Raw genomic sequence first — 19,043 nt, forward strand, 5'->3', positions numbered from 1 at the left:
GCGTCAGGTTCCCCCGCTCGCCACGTTCAGCGTATTGCCAGCCGTCGCCGTCACCGTGCCCAGCGCGTTGCTCGCGTTCGCCACCGTGATCGACCCATTGCCCGCCACCAGCGTCGTCGACCCGCTCACGTTCAACACGCCCGTGTCCGTCACGCTGCCGCTCGTGCTCGACAAGCTCAGGTTGCCAGCACTCACGTTGCCTACCGTCAAATCTCCCTTCGTGCTCAGCCCCAGCGTTCCTGATATCGTCAACGTTCCATTGACTCCAGAAATACTGCCATTCGTGCTGTTGAGCAGCACGTTGTCCGCCGACAAGTTCCCCATCGAAATGTTGTTCGACGCGCTCAGATTCAAGGTCTCGTTCGCATTCAGGTACTGCCATGAGACAGAGCCATTCGTACTCACAACGCTGATATTGCCTGCGCTAACGGTCCCGAGCGCCAAGTTGCCTGCTTGCATTAGGCTCAAGTTTCCGCCTACATTCAAATCTAGGCTACCGCCAATCCTCGAAATGCTGCCATTCGCGCTCGAGAGCATCAAGTTGTAGCTGGACACATTCGCAACGGTCAAATTACCGCTGTTCGCCAGCGCTACTGTTCCACTTGCGCTATTCGTCGACACGGTCACCGTGCCATTCAGGTTGTTGCTCGTGCTATCCAGCACCACGCTGCCGTTGGCCGCCGTCAGCGCCGTATTGCCGCTCACGTTCACCGTGCCGCCCGCGGTCTCCACCACGCTGCCACCCACGCTCGTGAGCGTCGCGTTGCCTGCCGTCACGTTGGCCAGCGTCAGGTTCCCCCGCTCGCCACGTTCAGCGTATTGCCAGCCGTCGCCGTCACCGTGCCCAGCGCGTTGCTCGCGTTCGCCACCGTGATCGACCCGTTGCCAGCCACCAGCGTCGTCGATCCGCTCACGTTCAACACGCCCGTGTCCGTCACGCTGCCGCTCGTGCTCGACAAGCTCAGGTTCCCCGCGCTCACGTTACTCAGCGCCACCGCGTTCGCCGCGCTCAGCGTCGCGTTGCCGCTCACGTTCACCGCGCCGCCCGCGGTCTCCACCACGCTGCCACCCACGCTCGTGAGTGTCGCGTTGCCTGCCGTCACACTGGCCAGCGTCAGGTTCCCCGCGCTCGCCACGTTCAGCGTATTGCCAGCCGTCGCCGTCACCGTGCCCAGCACGTTGCTCGCGTTCGCCACCGTGATCGACCCATTGCCCGCCACCAGCGTCGTCGATCCGCTCACGTTCACCGTGCCGCCCGCGGTCTCCACCACACTGCCACCCACGCTGGTGAGTGTCGCGTTGCCTGCCGTCACACTGGCCAGCGTCAGGTTCCCTGCGCTCGCCAGGTTCAGCGTATTGCCAGCCGTCGCCGTCACCGTGCCCAGCGCGCTGCTCGCGTTCGCCACCGTGATCGACCCATTGCCCGCCACCAGCGTCGTCGATCCGCTCACGTTCACCGTGCCGCCTGCGGTCTCCACCACGCTGCCACCCACGCTCGTGAGCGTCGCGTTGCCTGCCGTCACACTGGCCAGCGTCAGGTTCCCCCGCTCGCCACGTTCAGCGTATTGCCAGCCGTCGCCGTCACCGTGCCCAGCGCGTTGCTCGCGTTCGCCACCGTGATCGACCCGTTGCCCGCCACCAGCGTCGTCGATCCGCTCACGTTCAACACGCCCGTGTCCGTCACGCTGCCCGTCGTGCTCGACAAGCTCAGGTTCCCCGCGCTCACGTTACTCAGCGCCACCGCGTTGGCCGCGCTCATCGTCGCATTGCCGCTCACGTTCAACACGCCGCCCGCGGTCTCCACCACGCTGCCACCCACGCTCGTGAGCGTCGCGTTGCCCGCCGTCACACTGGCCAGCGTCAGGTTCCCCCGCTCGCCACGTTCAGCGTATTGCCAGCCGTCGCCGTCACCGTGCCCAGCGCGCTGCTGGCGTTCGCCACCGTGATCGACCCATTGCCCGCCACCAGCGTCGTCGCACCGCTCACGTTCAACACGCCCGTGTCCGTCACGCTGCCGTACGTGCTCGACAAGCTCAGGTTCCCCGCGCTCACATTCCCCGACAGCGACACCGCGTTGTTCGCACTCAGGGTCGCGTTGCCGCTCACGTTCAACACGCCGCCCGCGGTCTCCACCACGCCGCCACCCACGCTCGTGAGTGTCGCGTTGCCCGCCGTCACACTGGCCAGCGTCAGGTTCCCCCGCTCGCCACGTTCAGCGTATTGCCAGCCGTCGCCGTCACCGTGCCCAGCGCGTTGCTCGCGTTCGCCACCGTGATCGACCCATTGCCCGCCACCAGCGTCGTCGATCCGCTCACGTTCACCGTGCCGCCCGCGGTCTCCACCACGCTGCCACCCACGCTCGTGAGCGTCGCGTTGCCTGCCGTCACGTTGGCCAGCGTCAGGTTCCCTGCGCTCGCCAGATTCACCGTATTGTCAGCCGTCGCCGTCGCCGTCACCGTGCCCAGCGCGCTGCTCGCGTTCGCCACCGTGATCGACCCATTGCCCGCCACCAGCGTCGTCGCGCCGCTCACGTTCACCACGCCCGTGTCCGTCACGCTGCCGCTCGTGCTCGACAAGCTCAGGTTCCCCGCGCTCACGTTACTCAGCGCCACCGCGTTCGCCGCGCTCAGCGTCGCGTTGCCGCTCACGTTCACCGCGCCGCCCGCGGTCTCCACCACGCTGCCACCCACGCTCGTGAGTGTCGCGTTGCCTGCCGTCACACTGGCCAGCGTCAGGTTCCCCCGCTCGCCACGTTCAGCGTATTGCCAGCCGTCGCCGTCACCGTGCCCAGCGCGTTGCTCGCGTTCGCCACCGTGATCGACCCATTGCCCGCCACCAGCGTCGTCGATCCGCTCACGTTCACCGTGCCGCCCGCGGTCTCCACCACACTGCCACCCACGCTGGTGAGTGTCGCGTTGCCTGCCGTCACACTGGCCAGCGTCAGGTTCCCTGCGCTCGCCACGTTCAGCGTATTGCCAGCCGTCGCCGTCACCGTGCCCAGCGCGTTGCTCGCGTTCGCCACCGTGATCGACCCATTGCCCGCCACCAGCGTCGTCGATCCGCTCACGTTCAACACGCCCGTGTCCGTCACGCTGCCGCTCGTGCTCGACAAGCTCAGGTTCCCCGCGCTCACGTTTGCAAGGACAAGACTACCCGATTGGGTCAGGCTCAACGTTCCAGCCACATTGAGCGACCCACTCACGCCGTTGATGCTGCCATTCGTGCTCCACAGATAAACGTTAGCCGCAGCTACGTTGGCCAGCGTTAGATTGCCTACGCTCGCCACGTTCAGCGTATTGCCAGCCGTCGCCGTCACCGTGCCCAGCGCGTTGCTCGCGTTCGCCACCGTGATCGACCCATTGCCCGCCACCAGCGTCGTCGACCCGCTCACGTTCAACACGCCGCCCGCGGTCTCCACCACGCTGCCACCCACGCTCGTGAGTGTCGCGTTGCCCGCCGTCACACTGGCCAGCGTCAGGTTCCCTGCGCTCGCCACGTTCAGCGTATTGCCAGCCGTCGCCGTCACCGTGCCCAGCGCGTTGCTCGCGTTCGCCACCGTGATCGACCCATTGCCCGCCACCAGCGTCGTCGACCCGCTCACGTTCACCACGCCCGTGTCCGTCACGCTACCGGTCGTGCTCGTCGCACTCAGGTTCCCTGCGCTCACGTTGCCCGATAGCGCCACCGCGTTGGCCGCGCTCAGCGTCAGGTTCCCGCTCACCGTCACCACCCCACCGGCGGCCTCCATCACCACACCACCCGTACTCCACAGCGTCACATTGCCCGCCGTCACGTTGGCCAGCGTTAGGTTGTTTGCACTCGTCAGATTCAGCGTTCCGCTCGAGTTCACCGTCGCGCTCACCGTGCCCAGCGCGTTGCTCGCGTTCGCCACCGTGATCGACCCATTGCCCGCCACCAGCGTCGTCGATCCGCTCACGTTCAACACGCCGCCCGCGGTCTCCACCACGCTGCCACCCACGCTCGTGAGCGTCGCGTTTCCCGCCGTCACACTGGCCAGCGTCAGGTTCCCCGCGCTCGCCACGTTCAGCGTATTGCCAGCCGTCGCCGTCACCGTGCCCAGCACGTTGCTCGCGTTCGCCACCGTGATCGACCCATTGCCCGCCACCAGCGTCGTCGATCCGCTCACGTTCACCGTGCCGCCCGCGGTCTCCACCACGCTGCCACCCACGCTCGTGAGTGTCGCGTTGCCTGCCGTCACACTGGCCAGCGTCAGGTTCCCTGCGCTCGCCACGTTCAGCGTATTGCCAGCCGTCGCCGTCACCGTGCCCAGCACGTTGCTCGCGTTTGACAGCGTCACCGACCCGTTGCCAGCCACCAGCGTCGTCGATCCGCTCACGTTCACCGTGCCGCCCGCGGTCTCCACCACGCTGCCACCCACGCTGGTGAGTGTCGCGTTGCCTGCCGTCACGTTGGCCAGCGTCAGGTTGCCACTATTTATCAGGGTCAGTGTATTACCCGCTGTCGCCGTCACTGCGCCTCCCAGTGTCCCAGACGCCGTGATGCACTGTGCTGCTGTGATCGCCGTCGATCCATTCACGTTCAATGTGCCGAAGATATGCACGTCACTGGCGGTGGTCGTAGCACTGAAGTTCCCCCAACCGTTACATTAACGATTGGAATGCCCGTCTGAGCCGACAGCGTCATGTTGCCAGTCGCAATCCAATTGCGAGGACCACTTCCAGTTGCTGTTATGCCGGATCCAGTGCTCGTTACATTCAAATTGTTAGCTGAAATGCAGTTAAGGATGATCTGTTGAGCAGCGGTCAGATTCGCATCGCCGCTCACGTTCACCGTGCTATTCCCGTTCGCCGTGATCCATCCCGACGCGCTCGTGATCGTCGCGTTGCCCGCCACCACGTTGGCCAGCGTCAGGTTCCCCGCGCTCGCCACGTTCAGCGTATTGCCAGCCGTCGCGCTCACCGTGCCCAGCGCGTTGCTCGCGTTCGCCACCGTGATCGACCCATTGCCCGCCACCAGCGTCGTCGATCCGCTCACGTTCACCGTGCCGCCCGCGGTCTCCACCACACTGCCACCCACGCTGGTGAGTGTCGCGTTGCCTGCCGTCACACTGGCCAGCGTCAGGTTCCCTGCGCTCGCCAGGTTCAGCGTATTGCCAGCCGTCGCCGTCACCGTGCCCAGCGTGCTGCTCGCGTTCGCCACCGTGATCGACCCATTGCCCGCCACCAGCGTCGTCGACCCGCTCACGTTCACCACGCCCGTGTCCGTCACGCTACCGGTCGTGCTCGTCGCACTCAGGTTCCCTGCGCTCACGTTGCCCGATAGCGCCACCGCGTTGGCCGCGCTCAGCGTCAGGTTCCCGCTCACCGTCACCACCCCACCGGCGGCCTCCATCACAACACCACCCGTACTCCACAGCGTCACATTGCCCGCCGTCACGTTGGCCAGCGTTAGGTTGTTTGCACTCGTCAGATTCAGCGTTCCGCTCGAGTTCACCGTCGCGCTCACCGTGCCCAGCGCGTTGCTCGCGTTCGCCACCGTGATCGACCCATTGCCCGCCACCAGCGTCGTCGATCCGCTCACGTTCAACACGCCAATGTCCGTCACGCTACCGTACGTGCTCGTCGCGCTCAGGTTGCCCGCCGTTACGTTTGCAAGGACAAGACTACCCGATTGGGTCAGGCTCAACGTTCCAGCCACATTGAGTGACCCACTCACGCCGTTGATGCTGCCATTCGTGCTCCACAGATAAACGTTAGCCGCAGCTACGTTGGCCAGCGTTAGATTGCCTACGCTCGTCAGATTCAACGTTCCGCTCGAGTTCACCGTTGCACTCACCGTGCCCAGCGCGTTGCTCGCGTTCGACAGCGTCACCAAACCGTTGCTCGCCGTGAGCGTTGTCGATCCGCTCACGTTCACCACGCCCGTGTCCGTCACGCTGCCGTACGTGCTCGACAAGCTCAGGTTCCCCGCGCTCACATTCCCCGACAGCGACACCGCGTTGTTCGCACTCAGCGTCGCGTTGCCGCTCACGTTCAATACGCCGCCCGCGCTCTCCACCACGCTGCCACCCACGCTCGTGAGTGTCGCGTTGCCTGCCGTCACACTGGCCAGCGTCAGGTTCCCCGCGCTCGCCACGTTCAGCGTATTGCCAGCTGTCGCGCTCCCCATGCCCAGTGCGTTGCTTGCGTTCGCCAGCGTCACCGACCCGTTGCTCGCCACCAGCGTCGTCGACCCGCTGACATTCACCACGCCCCAGCCCGTCACGTTACCCGTCGTGCTGGTCACGCTTAGGTTTCCCGCTGTGACGTTGCTGTAGAACATCACATCGCCATTACTCGTCACAGTGGCACTGCCAACGTTCAAATCTCCTGGCCAGAAGGTGACGCCCCCATGTAGGGCAGTCAACGTGAGATTCTGCACCGTCAGCGGTACGGTATTTGAATAGGCAATAGCGCCGCCACTACTGCTACATCCAACAATCGCAAGATTGACTGCCGATATATTGACGCCATTTGAAATGAAAACCCCATCGGTAGAGCTGCTGTACCCGATTAACGCCATAACCCCATTAGTCTGAGTAATGTTCGTAGCAATATATATACCTCGAGCAGAACTCGAATTTCCAAATAAGCTTATATATCCACCCCCCGTTTGATTAACATCTCTTATAAATATTCCATTTCCCGACACAGAATTTCCAATTAGGGAAATACTTCCATTGCCGTTCTGAATTAACGACGAACCCCCTTGATCGAGGCCAATTCCATTTCTGCCAGAACCGCTGGTACACCCATAAATCGTTAAGTTTCCTCCGCCATTCTGGATAACTGCTGCCGAAGTCTGTATCCCTGCCGACGACGTAGCCGTTCCATTTATTGACAGTGAACCAGCACCAGATACAGTAAGATTACTTCCAATCGAAACCCCTGCCGGGGAAGACGAGATTACTCCAGTTCCACCCGATAAATTAATTGAGCCCGCCGCGCCACTAAATTGAATCCCATAACCGTTGCCAATCACCCCCTGCGGTTATATTTAAATTTCCACCATTAGTGTTAATGACAAAACTATCAAGCTCTACCCCCGCTAGGCGCCAGCATGCTCACATTGAGCTGGTTGCTCGACGAGGTAATGTTGCCCTGGTTGTAATAGATGTTGCGATCGGCAGTCAGCGTCAGGCTGGCATTGCCACCGCTGCTCTTAACGATGTCGCTGCTGATCGTGATGTTGCCGGCCGCGCTCCCCCGCTGGTCGTACTGATCGTCACCGACGTACCGCTATTCAGGTCGCTCGCGATGCTGGCATTGTTGATCACGGACGCGGCGTTCGTCACCGTCCAGGTCCCGCTACTGTCCGTCGCATTCGACGTGGCACTGCTGCTGATGACCACATTTGTCGGATCCAGTAGCCACTCGCCGCCTTTCCCTGCGGCGCACTCGCATCTACGGACCCAAATGCTTGAAGGTGATTGTGGCTCGAGGTCTCCACAAATCCTCCATCACCCCTTGCGCACCGCCCCGCGCCGTGATCGTCCCCTCGAAATCCGTGGACGCGTCCGACCACACCGCTACATTGCCGCCCCGCCCGATTTGCGTGGCCGAAGCATCGATGCGGGAGCTCGCATCCAGGATCGTCATATTGGCGTTCGTCACGTTCGCGTCCGTGCCGTGGAAGCTTCCACCCACCAACACCGTCCCTCCGCCAGTGGCCCCGTTCGCATTGATCTCGCTGCCGTTAAAGAGCCCCACATACTGGCCCATTACCGTCACGTTCCCGCCCTGACCCGTTTGGCTCGACACATCGATCGTCGCACCCGTGAGGTTCACCACCCCTTGCGCGCCGCCATCCAGCGTGACTTGGCCACCATTGGACGCATTGATCACCCCGCTCAGGTTGATCACATTGTTCAGCAGCGCGTTGGCCGACTTCGCGCTGAGCAGCACCTGACCACCCTGCGCATCGATTTGACCGGCGTTCTCCACCAGCGCGTCAGCCGACGCCGCATCCAGTGTTACCCCAGCCAGCAGCCCGTTATTGAGCACCACCGTCGCACGGTCCCCAGCCAGCAGCACCACCTTCCCGCCGTTGGCCTGGATCGTTCCCGTGTTACGCACCTGGTCCCCCAGCAGGACCACATAGCCGCCGGGCGCGTTAATCGTCCCGTCGTTCTGCACCAGGCCCGTCGTATTGCTCGAGCGCAGCAGCGACAGCGTCGCACATCCGGCCATGAAGGCGTCCGTGTTGATATCCTTGGTCGACGCAAGAATGCTCCCAACATTGATCACCGCGCCGTGTCCAAACATCACCCCGTACGGGTTAACGATGAACACTTGGCCGTTGGCCGTCAGGCTGCCCAGGATCTGCGTCGTGCTGCCCGACACCACCCGGTTCAGAATCTGCGACGTGCTGCCCGGCTGGATGAACTGCACCGCGTTGCCTGCGCCAATATCGAAGGAATTCCACTGCACCACCGCACGGCCGGACTGCTGAACAATCTGCAACTGTTGCGCACTTGGTTGCGTCACCGTGACCTGGCCTGCGACGACATTGGCCCCGCTTGGCAGCGAACCGGCCGACATTGCGCCAAGCGGCCACGCCGTCCCCGCGGCCAACGACGCGCCCAGCGCCACCCATTTCACCCGGCACAGCCACACCTGTGCCTGCCGCGCGAGCATCGCTCCACCCTCGCCCGGTTGGTTCTTCTTGCAGCTGACCACCGTCTCGGCCACGGCCACAGTCATCCCGCGCTTCTTGTCGAATACCAGGCGATAAAGGTTCTTGTTCATTTTGGTATAACTCGTGTGGTATTAAAGCAAAACAGCCCGCAGCAATGCTAAACGGGCAGAGTTCGGTGTCTCGGGGCAAGGAAGCCCTAAAATCGGTATCCGAGCGTCAGCCAGACATGCGCTCCGGCGTTCGCGGGATCGTTGATCGCGCTGCTACTTGTCGCAAAGCGCCTGGACCAGGACAGGTTCAGCAACAGCCGGTGCGGGCTGACCCAGTCGATGCCGATGCCGTAACCGGCCAGCACTCGATGGTTACTCAATGTGCTGTTTCGATAGCCGCTCAGGCTCTGCCAGCTCGCGTAAGCGCTGTGATTGGCATAGCCATTCACGTAGTCAATGAACAGGTTCGGCGCGAGCTGATCGCCTGTACTAAAGGTGAAGCGCCGAGCCAGCGCCAGCGTCGCCAACACGCCTTCATCGAGGGAACCTTCCCCGCCGCCGAACGCGCGCACGCCTGTGGCTCCACCTACGCCCAGCTTCTCGTACCCGTCCATGTTGCCGCTTGTGAGCTGGCCGCGCGCCCGCATCAGCAGGTACCACTCCCCGCCTGTCGTCAGATTCTGCTTGCGCAGCGCATCATACGAGAGCTTGGCGTAGTGTCCGAGCTGGTGGCCTGGATCGGCCAGTGCCGCGCCGTCGCGCACGTCTCCCATGAGCAGCGACACACTGCCCGACCAGTAGCTGTTGCCACCCTGAATGGCGCGATCCCCCGAGTCGCCGGTGATTGAGAGCTGGCCAGCATATAGACTCTTGTTTGACGTGTTGATGCCCAGCATGTCGACGCTCGAATGCACGGCCTTGCCATCGAGCACCGCCACCCAATTACTGTCCAGCGAGCGAACCAGCGGATACGCGATCCCCAGTGTCCCCACATCCGCCTTGCCATCGGCACTCGTGCTCGGCAGCGTATAGAGCGTATGCGCGACGCTACTTGTCCAGCGCAACCCTCGAGATCCCAGCGGCGCACTCACGCTCAACTGCCCCGTCGTCTGCTGGCGGCTGCTCTCGAACGCCGACAGATTGATCACGTCCCCCCATGAAAGAGGTTCGTCGCCGTGCCGGTCACGCCCAGCCGGTTGTGACCGGTCGCCGAGACGCCACCGTTGTCTACGCTAACAAATCCCGAGAACAAGCGGTCCTTCTGCTGCACCTCCACTACCAGCTTCGTCTGCCCTATGCCCACGCCCTGCGCGGAAAACTCTGGCGCACCAATCTGCACGCCCGGCGTGTCGCGCAACAACTGCAATGCCCTCTCTAAGTGCGCTGCCGTCAACGCGCATGCAGCACTCGCGTCCGGACACAGCGCGCTCGTCACCACCTGCCGCAGATGTTCTGTACTCACCCGTGAGCTGTTCCTAATTTCGATATCGCCCACTTCTCCCGCAAACAGCGTGACCTTCAGCTGTCCCGTCTTGAGGAACCGCTCCCGCTCGCTTGGCCTCACGATCGCTACCGCGACCAGATAACCGGCCCGTCGCAATGCCAGTGTCAGGTCTGACTCCAACTGCGCGAGCGATGCCGTGTCCAGAATTCGCCCCATCAGCGCCTGGCGTTGCTGCTCCATGACGCCCACCAGGCCCCGATGTTCGCCTTGGATCTCCCACTCTACCTCCTGCACGCTTACGCGCTGGCTCGGCTCACCTTGCAATGTATTGGGTTGCGCTCCCGCCTCCCTAGGAGGTGGGCCCAGTACCATCAACATCAGTAGCACCGCTCCTGCAATCTGCGTCCGCCATACCTTCGTCTGTCCGCCTTCGGTTTGCAAGCTAGATCTCCGCTTTCTCTGCCGCTGTAACATATCGTTCGAGTTCTTTTTAGCTTCGGCCGCCGCCAGCGGGCGCGCCCGGATAGGAAATACCATCAGCCTTCAGGCACGAAAATACCGGGCGCGCGCCCACGGAAGACTTACATTTCCCCACCAAAGGCTCGGATCTAAGGCAACCCCTTGAAGACCCTTTGTCCATCACCAGCCCGCAGCAGAAAGAAGAACTCGGCCCCGGCATCCATTCGGCGTGCGCCGCTGGACCTACCAGACCGGAACGCAGGTGCACGTGCCAGGAATCGAAAAACTAAAGGTCAGCGCCGACGTAAACCTCACCCACAGTGGAGTGAACCGGTCATCTGGGCAGATGGCCGGCGCGCGCGGATGTTGAACATCAGCAAAAAACTGGGGCCACTCGTGCCTGGACATCGAATCGGGCTTCCCGCTCGACAAACGCCCGCGTCGCGCGCACGCTAAAGTAGTTGCACCGCTCGGAATTTTGAGGTGCCGTGTCGCAACTGCGCGAATCGCTATGCCGTTTTGCCTGCCGGAGCGCTCGCAGTAGGCTTTGTCTTGGTATCGTTCCTCGCGGCCCCCAAGAAATGTAAGTCATCTGCGAGTGCGTTTCAGTTAGCCTCCAAGTGGCTCGAAGCTGACCCGCCTGAGGGCAAGAAAACGTCGGCTGGCAACAAGAACCCCTGACGCAGGACGACATAACGATCAAAGCAGCACTGAGGCGACAATGCCGAAGGTGTATCCGAACGCAGCTAAACATGAATAGCGCATCCCCCGCTGGATGACGACTGAGGTGTACGATGAGCTTCAATCTAGAAAGATTCGAGTATTGGGTCTACAACCACCGGTACGAGGAAGCAGGCCGAGAATTGCTCGTATTGTTGCAATCACTTGACGGCCAATATGGGTCGCTGGACGGTCAGTTCGAGGCCGTGGTGCAGTCGCCGGCAGCTATTGATGCCGTGGACGATCACTTGCTAAGCCGACTTGCCGGGGCGGTGACGACGCTGGTCGTGGATCCCGCGTTTCAACTCTCCGATGTCGGATTTGCGACCACCTTAAATATGCACCGATGGCTCTCGGCGCTATTTGCCGCAAGTCCCTATCGCAACGCGGATCATATTCTGCGCGCGCTTAATCAAGATGGTGCCGGTGCAACCACCATACGGGTGGCCTATCGGGATCTCCGGAAATTCGCGTTATTCTATCTGACGGAATCAGAGCTGCCGCTGGACATCAATGAACTATGGGGGTTCGACAAGAAACTGATGGCCGGGTTGGCTATGACGCTGATTTCGCCTCGCTTTCTGGGTACGCCCGCGGCACATGGCAAGCGGGAGGCACTACTCCAATGGTTGTCTTCCCATCTCGCAGAGGTGGATCTGGACGACCTGCCTGGCGGAATCTTGCACGACGTCTACATGCACTGCAGCTACGCAGACTATGCCGGCAAGCATGATATTAAAAAACCGTTGAACGAGCTGATTCGCCGCAAGCTACACGCGCGCGGGCTAGAGGACTTGCGCTTTGGAGCGCAACGCCCAAAGCCGGGCCAAAAACCGACACTACTGGTTGTGCTCGAATGGTTTACAGAAAATCATTCCATCTACCGTACCCACTCGCTGACCATCGAGGGGATGAGGCGGCATTTTCATGTCATTGGAATTGGCTACGCCGACCGCGTCGATACCGTCACGCGACAGGTCTTCGATGAGTTCGTTGAACTCGCGGAAGCCGATGTTTGGCACAGTGTGGCTCGCATGAGAGACATCTGTATAGATCGCGATGTGCAGGTTTGTTATATGCCAAGTGTCGGGATGTTTCCGCTGACCATGGTCCTGTCGAATCTGCGGGTCGCCCCGTTACAGTTGATGGCATTGGGGCATCCAGCCACAACACACTCGCACGCCATCGACTTCGTCGTGGTCGAGGAAGACTATGTGGGGGATCCGACGTGCTTTGGTGAGCCACTTTTGACCTTGCCTAGGGACGGCATGCCGTACCGGCCGCCGGCCGGCATGAAGGCGCTGGAGTTAAAACGCACACGCGATGACGATGCACATGTGGTGCGGATTGCTGTGGCTGCGACGACAATGAAACTAAATCCTGGTTTTTGGAAGCGTGTGCAAGAATCGCTGAACGGGCGCAGGCGCCGGTGCAATTCCATTTTCTGATCGGACAAGCCATTGGACTGGTGCTGCCACAGGTCCAGCGTCTGATCAGGCGCTACCTGAGTGACAAGGCCATCGTCTACGGGCATCAAGCATACGCGGACTACATGCGTGTCATCGCCAACTGCGACATGTTCCTGAACCCGTTCCCGTTTGGCAATACCAACGGGATCGTGGACACGGTCTTTGCAGGACTTGTCGGTGTGTGCAAAACGGGGCCCGAAGTGCACGAGCATATCGATGAAGGAATGTTTGGGCGACTAGATTTTCCACGGTGGCTAGTCGCAGACACGGTGGATAAGTATGTCGAGGCAGCCCTGATATTGATTGACGACGCCGGCGAGAGGAAGACGCTCGCGCAAAACCTTGCAGGGCCAGCCGCCATCAACAAGGTCATCTTCGCCGGCCGTGCCGAGATACTTGGCGACAAAATCGAGGCTCTTTGGAAGAGCAGACTCTCGCAGCATGCCGCCCCGGCAGCCGCCAAGACAGGTTCGCTCGGAACGGTGATGGAGGTCTAAGCAATGCGCGAAGCGGATAAGGCAGCCCGGCGGAGATTGCAGGAGCGCGTGTTTGTCGAGCGCTACTTCGTCGGCACTGGCATCGATATCGGTGCCGGCGAAGCACCTTTGTCCAGTTATGTTGGCAAGTTCAACCGCATGAAAAGCGTTAGAGCTTGGGACATTGGCGATGGTGATGCTCAGTTAATGATCGGCGTTGCCGACGAAGCGTATGACTTTGTACATTCAAGCCACTGTTTGGAGCATCTGGAGAACCCAAGTATCGCGTTGCGGAACTGGCTGCGCATTCTCAGACCAGGCGGATACTTGATCGTCACGGTACCTGACGAGGATTTGTACGAGCGCGGCCATTGGCCGTCCCAGTTCAATTCGGACCACAAGTGGAGCTTTACGCTATGTAAAGCAAATAGTTCTCTGCCTCGCTCTGTGAACGTAGTCTCATTGCTGCATGAGTTTGCTAACGAGGTACAGTGTGAGCGGATTATCCAGTTGCGCGATCAGTACGACGAGCGTGTGGCGAGTACCGTTGACCAAACTCTAGGTGATGCCGAGTGTGCAATCGAATGGGTGTGGCGGAAAGTTGATCCGAACGTGACGGTCCGTGTCGAGAAATCGACTGGCCAGTGGCTACACGAAGGCATTGTTGCAGAACATCAAGCGAACGATGATCAGACGGCGGAACATGCCTATCGTGCTGCAGTGGCTGCACAGCGCCCATCGCTTGACGCCTATAACGCGCTCGCACACTTGCTGACGCGGCTGGCGCGCTACGACGAAGTAGAGGCACTTTGGAGCAACGCTGCGCAGCGTTTGCCAAATGCGCAGACGCGCATATTTCAGGCGCTATTCCTATTACAGCTCGGCAAATTCAGGGAAGGATTCCGAGTCCGGGAGGCGAGTGTCTCTGATACCCGCCGCACGCCGACTCTACCCGAAGTCCCATATCCACGTTGGCAGGGCGAACGCTTGGAAGGCAAATCCATCGTGATATGGACGGAGTTTGGTTTCGGTGACGAAATCATGTTTAGCCGCTTCGCGCTGGATCTGAAAACGCACCTGAATGCCGATCGCGTGACCGTACTTTGCCAGGACGCGCTCTATCCGCTATTGCGAGATGCGCTGATCGGTGCCGATTTGGTGATGCCCGTTTCGCGTCGAGCGGATTTGCCCCTCCACGACTATTGGGTGTTTCCACACTCGATCCCAGTCTATAGAACGCTCTCGGAGCATTCGATCCCGGGAGCACCGTATTTGCACGTAGCTGCGATCCGAGAAATGGAGATCGAACGCGGCTGGCGTTGGACAGACAATCGGTATAAGGTAGGCTTGGTTTGGCACGGTAACCCGACGCATGAAAACGATGCAAACCGCTCATTGTCGTCACTTGCTCTGTTGCAAGACGTCCTGAGTGTGCAGAACGTGACCTTTGTAAGTCTGCAGAGCGGCAAAGGAGAGGAAGAGGCCAGGCAACGAGCGCGTACTGACCCAAAGTTCTTCGCGCTTGGACATCGATTTAGCGATTTTAGGCAGACAGCTGCCGCAATCGCAAACCTGGATCTTGTGATTTCGGTCGATACAGCTGTCACTCATTTGGCCGGGGCGATGGGAAAGCCCGTCTGGTTGTTACTGCCCACTGTCTGTGACTGGCGTTGGATGCTCGAACGACAAGACAGTCCCTGGTATCCGGCAATGCACATTTTTAGACAAGAACGGCTTGGACAATGGCAACCGGTCCTGAGTCGGGTTGCATTCGAGCTCTCACGATGGCGCGACAGAGCTAAGATACCACGTAACTTGCGTCGCGACCGTCACGCTTCGTTGAAATGATCGAACGCCGGTCATCCGGTTTCACTTTGATTGGGAGCGAGCATGCCGTGCCCATCGCAGGGCTGAGTTCTCGCAACTGCCTGTTCGGTCTTTAAGAGCACCGATCTCCTATTCCTCAAGGCACTGCGCGCGCGCATCCAGTGGCCTCCCTGATGATCGTCGTTCCCCAATTCGCTAACGGTGGCAACACTCCGAGCGTTGTGCATGGGCTTCATTCCACTGTGCGACGCCTGGATTTGGGTAACAACGCCATACCAGAAGCCTAGTTGGCGCGCGCTTTTACTAAGATGGCGCCGGCATGGGATGCGCCGAAACCCTCAATCGGAACGCACGATATCGGTCAGCTCATGACACGACTTTCGCCATCCGCAGCATGTCTTTAGGCAAAAGTAAGCCAAAGGCGGGGCATCGTGCAATAGCCTAAATATTCTAATCGCTATCGCCCAGCCAAGTGGTTTCCGCAATAGACGAATAAGGATTCCTGATTTCGCAGGACCATGTCCGCGAGTTGTGTATTTTTACTCACTTGGCGGCTGGACACGGACGCTACCTGTAGCACGAAACGAAAAGGAATGTTGGTGACCACGACAAAACCCCTGATACTAGACCAGGATGCCCTACCGCCGGCTGAGATTGATTGCGCACAGACGGAATGGTCGACACTCACGAGTCTGCGCTGTTCGCTGGAGGGCGTCGCCAAGTTCGGAAGTGATTCGGTCTACTGCGTAGAGTCAAGCCGTGAGCTGCTTTCGCACGTCACGAGCGCACTTCAGGCCATTGAGGCGTTGTGGTATGAGTGCGGAAATGTCTGCCAGGAAGATTCGTTTCATCGCATTTGTGCTAGTGCTGACCTTCTGAGTGGCTGGTTACTGAACGCGGTTGTCCCGCATGTTCAGAAACTTGAACGTGGCATGACAGAAGGTCTGTTTCCCACATGGAATACCCTGCTCACGTCTACCATGAGCATTGCTCGCTGGAACGCTCGGTGGTCTTGGCTGCGCTATAAGCAGCCATCTATCCGCTTTTGGACGATGGCATCTTACCTCTACGAGGTTGCGGAGCGCTGGAGCAAGGAACAAAAAAATAGGTCGCTCGTGAATGACCAAGGACTATCTGTGTCCACGGAGCGAGAGTATGTAAGGCTTCTTTTTGGTCAGTGGGTAGCGCCCGCGTCGCTCTCGCCTGCCGCACAGTTCTTGATGGAAACACTGCTCGCTGGTTGTATGGGGAATCTAAGGATCGCCAGCCTAGCCGACGCAGGTACCCAAGAGCAGTTGGACCTATGCAGTGGTTTGATTGTCTTGCAGACCGCCCACAACATTCCTCGTGATCGCGTGCGTTACATCTCGCTGAGTCCACTTCGGGATCAGGTTTGTACAAAATTGTCCGATCTTATCGCCTCAGGCCAAGTGCAGGCAGATAGCGCATCGGAACTATTTCGGACGGTGGTTGGACGCCGGACACGTTATCTTGTGCGCATGGGACGGCGCACGGAGACCATGCGTATGGCTCGCGCATGCGTAGGATACCAGCGAATCTTGGGAAGCGTTCACGGCAAGCCATCGGCGGCAAGCCACGCGGCTATATTCGAATCCCTAGCTTGGTCCGACTGTCTTGTACTCGATCGCAGCGTCGACGGTTGCCGCCTCAGCCTACCAAAGCACGCAGATAATGCATTATGTGTTGGCGCACTGGTTGGCCTAAACAACGTTTACGACAATGAGTACTGCGTTGGCATGGTTCGCTGGTTGCGCCGAACCGACGCGGATGGCTGGGAGGCTGGTGTTTGGATGATGCGCGGGCAAATATCTGTGCAACGGATGCGCGTTGACGGCGGGGTGTGGCCTTCCCAGAATATCAGTGAGGTCGTCATCACAGTGGTCGATGCTAGCAAGACCTCAATGCACCAAGTGCTGGCTATACTTCCCAAACATAGTTCCCGTGCAATCAAGAAGATTGATGCCGAGACTCACAACGTACAATATACAGTCCGGCTTTGCCTTCACCCCGGCGCGGATTTCGATCTCGTCATATTAGATCAGATGGAACCGACAATTTATAAACTATCGCCAGCGGAATCGTTGCCTCACTAAGCAGACCACCAGCAATAGTAAGGGGCGCGTGGTATGGCTTTCTTGTGACACGGCTTCCCGGACTAGAAGGGCTGAGCGGTGTGAGAAGCCGTTTTCGTTCGAAATACAACCACCAAAATAGAACGATAATTGCGGCGCTCTATCGTATCGCCTTCTATGACATATTTCTCTCCCGCTTCGATCTTTCTCGCAAAATGAAATGACTGCTGCACACTCAGTAGACCCAGGCGTTCTAGAGTTAATTCGAGAGGGCGTCATTATCCTCGGACCGACCGGTCGAATCAGCCATATGAACTCTGCGGCATCCCGCTTGACGGGCTGGAAGCTGCAGGAGGCCCAAGGGAAAATCATCAACCAATTTCTACATTTCTACGATCCAGTAGGGAAACCGGTTGTTCTAGAGCCTTATCGCAATACGCCGATACAGCGCGATTTGGTGCTAGTGAGACGCGATGGTCGCATGGTACACGTTTCGTGCCGGTTCTTGGAGTTTCCTTCGTCTGTGGAGGCTAACAGCCAAGCATTGGTGCTACGCGACCGACGCCGAGTGGAGCGCATGGCTCGTCATCTTTATAATCTAAGTTCTATTGACCCTCTAACAGGACTGATCAATCGAAGGGCCTTCATTCGTGAGATAGAGAAACGGCGGCTTCTACCTGAGCAATGGGTTATGGAAATTCACGTCGACTGGATCGGCGCGACATATTCTTTAGCTATCGGCGAGTCTTTTGATGGATTGATGAAGAGAGTTGCTGAACTTCTAGAAATCTACTCGGCTATCAGTAAATCCGTGGTGGCCAGGTTGGGAGAAAGTACTTTCGGCGTTGCGTTCTCGGCGGACACGCAAGCGATTGCGCTTACTTGGTGCTCTCGCCTTCAAGAGCTTCTATCGAGTTTTGAGCATCAAAAGGATGATCGCGCGCTTGAACTTATACCTGCCGTTGGACTGGTCCAAATCACTCCTTTGTACGGTGCCAGCTCGATCTTGGACGCCGCTCACGTGGCTAGCCTCATAGCCAGAGGCAATGGCCAACCTTCCATATACGTCGTAGAACCAAACGACATCGTAGTTCAACGGCATTACGAAAGAGCCAACGTTCACAGTCAGGTCAGTGACGTGCTACGAACAGAGAAGATTGAACTATTCTATCAACCTATCGTTCCTCTACTCGAGCCCGAGACGGAGCCCGGAGACCGCTTCGAGATGCTGTGCCGGATAGCTGATGATCAGGGTAGGAATATTTCTGCGTTCGGTCTTATCTCTGCTGCCGAGAATCACAACTTGGTCGGCAGGTTGGACCGACTCATCGTCAAGCACGCGTTCTCCAGTCTAGCACAGGTTTATTGCGACTCTCTGGCCCGAACTCTTGTCAGCGCATCTATAAATTTATCTGCAAGTTCTCTTGGTGACGAAACGCTCCTTCAACTAATTCTGACAGAGTTTGATCTAGGATTAATTAAACCTCAGCAGATATGCTTTGAAATTACCGAATCTTCTTCGATTAAAGACTTTGCCGAAGCGCGATCTTTCATAGCTCAGCTACGAAATATTGGATGTTCGTTTTCATTGGACGACTTTGGGAGCGAGAGCGCATCGCTTATTCGGTTAGTAGAACTTGGCGAGCTCGACTACTTGAAGATAGATGGGGCTCTTATCCAACGGCTAGACCAAGACCCCGTGGCCATAGACGTTGTCGCAGCGATCAGCCAGATAGCCGCGCGTCTGAACATGAAAACCGTTGCGGAGTTTGTTGACCGTGATCCACTCTTAGCTCCATTGCGGGAGATCGGGATTGACTACATCCAGGGTTATTACGTCGGAGAGCCGCGATCGCTAAGCAGTATCAGGTATGGATGATTGCTCTAGCCGCCGGCCGCTTGCCACT

General features: G+C 59.1%; 15 protein-coding genes. 5 read left to right on the forward strand and 10 right to left on the reverse strand.

Going from position 1 to position 19,043, the window contains the following annotated elements; all coding sequences use genetic code 11:
* Positions 1 to 3: 3 nt before the first annotated feature.
* The 10 genes from OMK73_RS37735 to OMK73_RS37780 form a co-directional block, all read right to left on the reverse strand.
* Positions 4 to 777, reverse strand: coding sequence for a hypothetical protein (locus tag OMK73_RS37735; RefSeq protein WP_267606774.1), 774 nt, complete (start codon positions 775 to 777; stop codon positions 4 to 6).
* Positions 778 to 788: 11 nt separating this feature from the next.
* Positions 789 to 1,523, reverse strand: coding sequence for a hypothetical protein (locus OMK73_RS37740; RefSeq protein ID WP_267606775.1), 735 nt, complete (start codon positions 1,521 to 1,523; stop codon positions 789 to 791).
* Positions 1,524 to 1,534: 11 nt separating this feature from the next.
* On the reverse strand, positions 1,535 to 1,849 hold the full coding sequence (locus OMK73_RS37745) for a hypothetical protein (RefSeq protein ID WP_267606770.1): 315 nt from the start codon (positions 1,847 to 1,849) through the stop codon (positions 1,535 to 1,537).
* A gap of 11 nt (positions 1,850 to 1,860) precedes the next feature.
* On the reverse strand, positions 1,861 to 2,178 hold the full coding sequence (locus OMK73_RS37750; protein ID WP_267606776.1) for a hypothetical protein: 318 nt from the start codon (positions 2,176 to 2,178) through the stop codon (positions 1,861 to 1,863).
* Between the two features lie 11 nt (positions 2,179 to 2,189).
* Positions 2,190 to 2,720: a hypothetical protein gene (locus OMK73_RS37755; RefSeq protein WP_267606777.1), complete on the reverse strand. Its 531-nt coding sequence runs from the start codon at positions 2,718 to 2,720 to the stop codon at positions 2,190 to 2,192.
* An 11-nt stretch (positions 2,721 to 2,731) separates the two neighbouring features.
* Entirely contained in the window at positions 2,732 to 4,492 is a 1,761-nt protein-coding gene (locus OMK73_RS37760) for a beta strand repeat-containing protein (protein ID WP_267606778.1), read from the reverse strand.
* Between the two features lie 68 nt (positions 4,493 to 4,560).
* Positions 4,561 to 6,543, reverse strand: a complete 1,983-nt coding sequence (locus OMK73_RS37765; protein ID WP_267606779.1) for a beta strand repeat-containing protein — start codon at positions 6,541 to 6,543, stop codon at positions 4,561 to 4,563.
* 881 nt (positions 6,544 to 7,424) lie between these two features.
* A complete protein-coding gene (locus OMK73_RS37770) occupies positions 7,425 to 8,768 on the reverse strand; it encodes a filamentous hemagglutinin N-terminal domain-containing protein (RefSeq protein WP_267606780.1) in 1,344 nt (447 codons plus the stop codon).
* A gap of 86 nt (positions 8,769 to 8,854) precedes the next feature.
* On the reverse strand, positions 8,855 to 9,796 hold the full coding sequence (locus tag OMK73_RS37775) for a hypothetical protein (protein ID WP_267606781.1): 942 nt from the start codon (positions 9,794 to 9,796) through the stop codon (positions 8,855 to 8,857).
* A complete protein-coding gene (locus tag OMK73_RS37780) occupies positions 9,793 to 10,332 on the reverse strand; it encodes a POTRA domain-containing protein (RefSeq protein WP_267606782.1) in 540 nt (179 codons plus the stop codon). The genes OMK73_RS37775 and OMK73_RS37780 overlap by 4 nt, the downstream gene beginning before the upstream one ends.
* 1,013 nt (positions 10,333 to 11,345) lie before the next feature.
* Between OMK73_RS37780 and OMK73_RS37785 the strand changes: the two genes are divergently transcribed.
* The 5 genes from OMK73_RS37785 to OMK73_RS37800 all read left to right on the forward strand — a co-directional run bounded on the left by OMK73_RS37785 (position 11,346) and on the right by OMK73_RS37800 (position 19,015).
* A complete protein-coding gene (locus tag OMK73_RS37785) occupies positions 11,346 to 12,719 on the forward strand; it encodes a peptide transporter (RefSeq protein ID WP_324291840.1) in 1,374 nt (457 codons plus the stop codon).
* Positions 12,701 to 13,237: a hypothetical protein gene (locus OMK73_RS38595; RefSeq protein ID WP_324291841.1), complete on the forward strand. Its 537-nt coding sequence runs from the start codon at positions 12,701 to 12,703 to the stop codon at positions 13,235 to 13,237. The genes OMK73_RS37785 and OMK73_RS38595 overlap by 19 nt, the downstream gene beginning before the upstream one ends.
* 3 nt (positions 13,238 to 13,240) lie before the next feature.
* A complete protein-coding gene (locus OMK73_RS37790) occupies positions 13,241 to 15,064 on the forward strand; it encodes a methyltransferase domain-containing protein (protein WP_267606783.1) in 1,824 nt (607 codons plus the stop codon).
* A 572-nt stretch (positions 15,065 to 15,636) separates the two neighbouring features.
* Positions 15,637 to 17,157, forward strand: coding sequence for a hypothetical protein (locus OMK73_RS37795; protein WP_267606784.1), 1,521 nt, complete (start codon positions 15,637 to 15,639; stop codon positions 17,155 to 17,157).
* Between the two features lie 199 nt (positions 17,158 to 17,356).
* Positions 17,357 to 19,015, forward strand: coding sequence for an EAL domain-containing protein (locus OMK73_RS37800; RefSeq protein WP_267606785.1), 1,659 nt, complete (start codon positions 17,357 to 17,359; stop codon positions 19,013 to 19,015).
* The last annotated feature ends 28 nt before the right edge of the window (positions 19,016 to 19,043 follow it).

Origin of the sequence: Cupriavidus sp. D39 (assembly GCF_026627925.1) — a bacterium.
In the GTDB taxonomy this organism is placed as follows: Bacteria; Pseudomonadota; Gammaproteobacteria; order Burkholderiales; family Burkholderiaceae; genus Cupriavidus; species Cupriavidus ulmosensis.

Bases quoted from the DNA above. Each gene is read 5' to 3' on its own strand.
- OMK73_RS37765 (WP_267606779.1), bottom strand. From the start codon at position 6,543: ATGGCGTTAATCGGGTACAGCAGCTCTACCGATGGGGTTTTCATTTCA.
- OMK73_RS37770 (WP_267606780.1), bottom strand. From the start codon at position 8,768: ATGAACAAGAACCTTTATCGCCTGGTATTCGACAAGAAGCGCGGGATG.
- OMK73_RS37780 (WP_267606782.1), bottom strand. From the start codon at position 10,332: ATGGAGCAGCAACGCCAGGCGCTGATGGGGCGAATTCTGGACACGGCA.
- OMK73_RS37785 (WP_324291840.1), top strand. From the start codon at position 11,346: ATGAGCTTCAATCTAGAAAGATTCGAGTATTGGGTCTACAACCACCGG.
- OMK73_RS37790 (WP_267606783.1), top strand. From the start codon at position 13,241: ATGCGCGAAGCGGATAAGGCAGCCCGGCGGAGATTGCAGGAGCGCGTG.
- OMK73_RS37795 (WP_267606784.1), top strand. From the start codon at position 15,637: ATGTTGGTGACCACGACAAAACCCCTGATACTAGACCAGGATGCCCTA.
- OMK73_RS37800 (WP_267606785.1), top strand. From the start codon at position 17,357: ATGACTGCTGCACACTCAGTAGACCCAGGCGTTCTAGAGTTAATTCGA.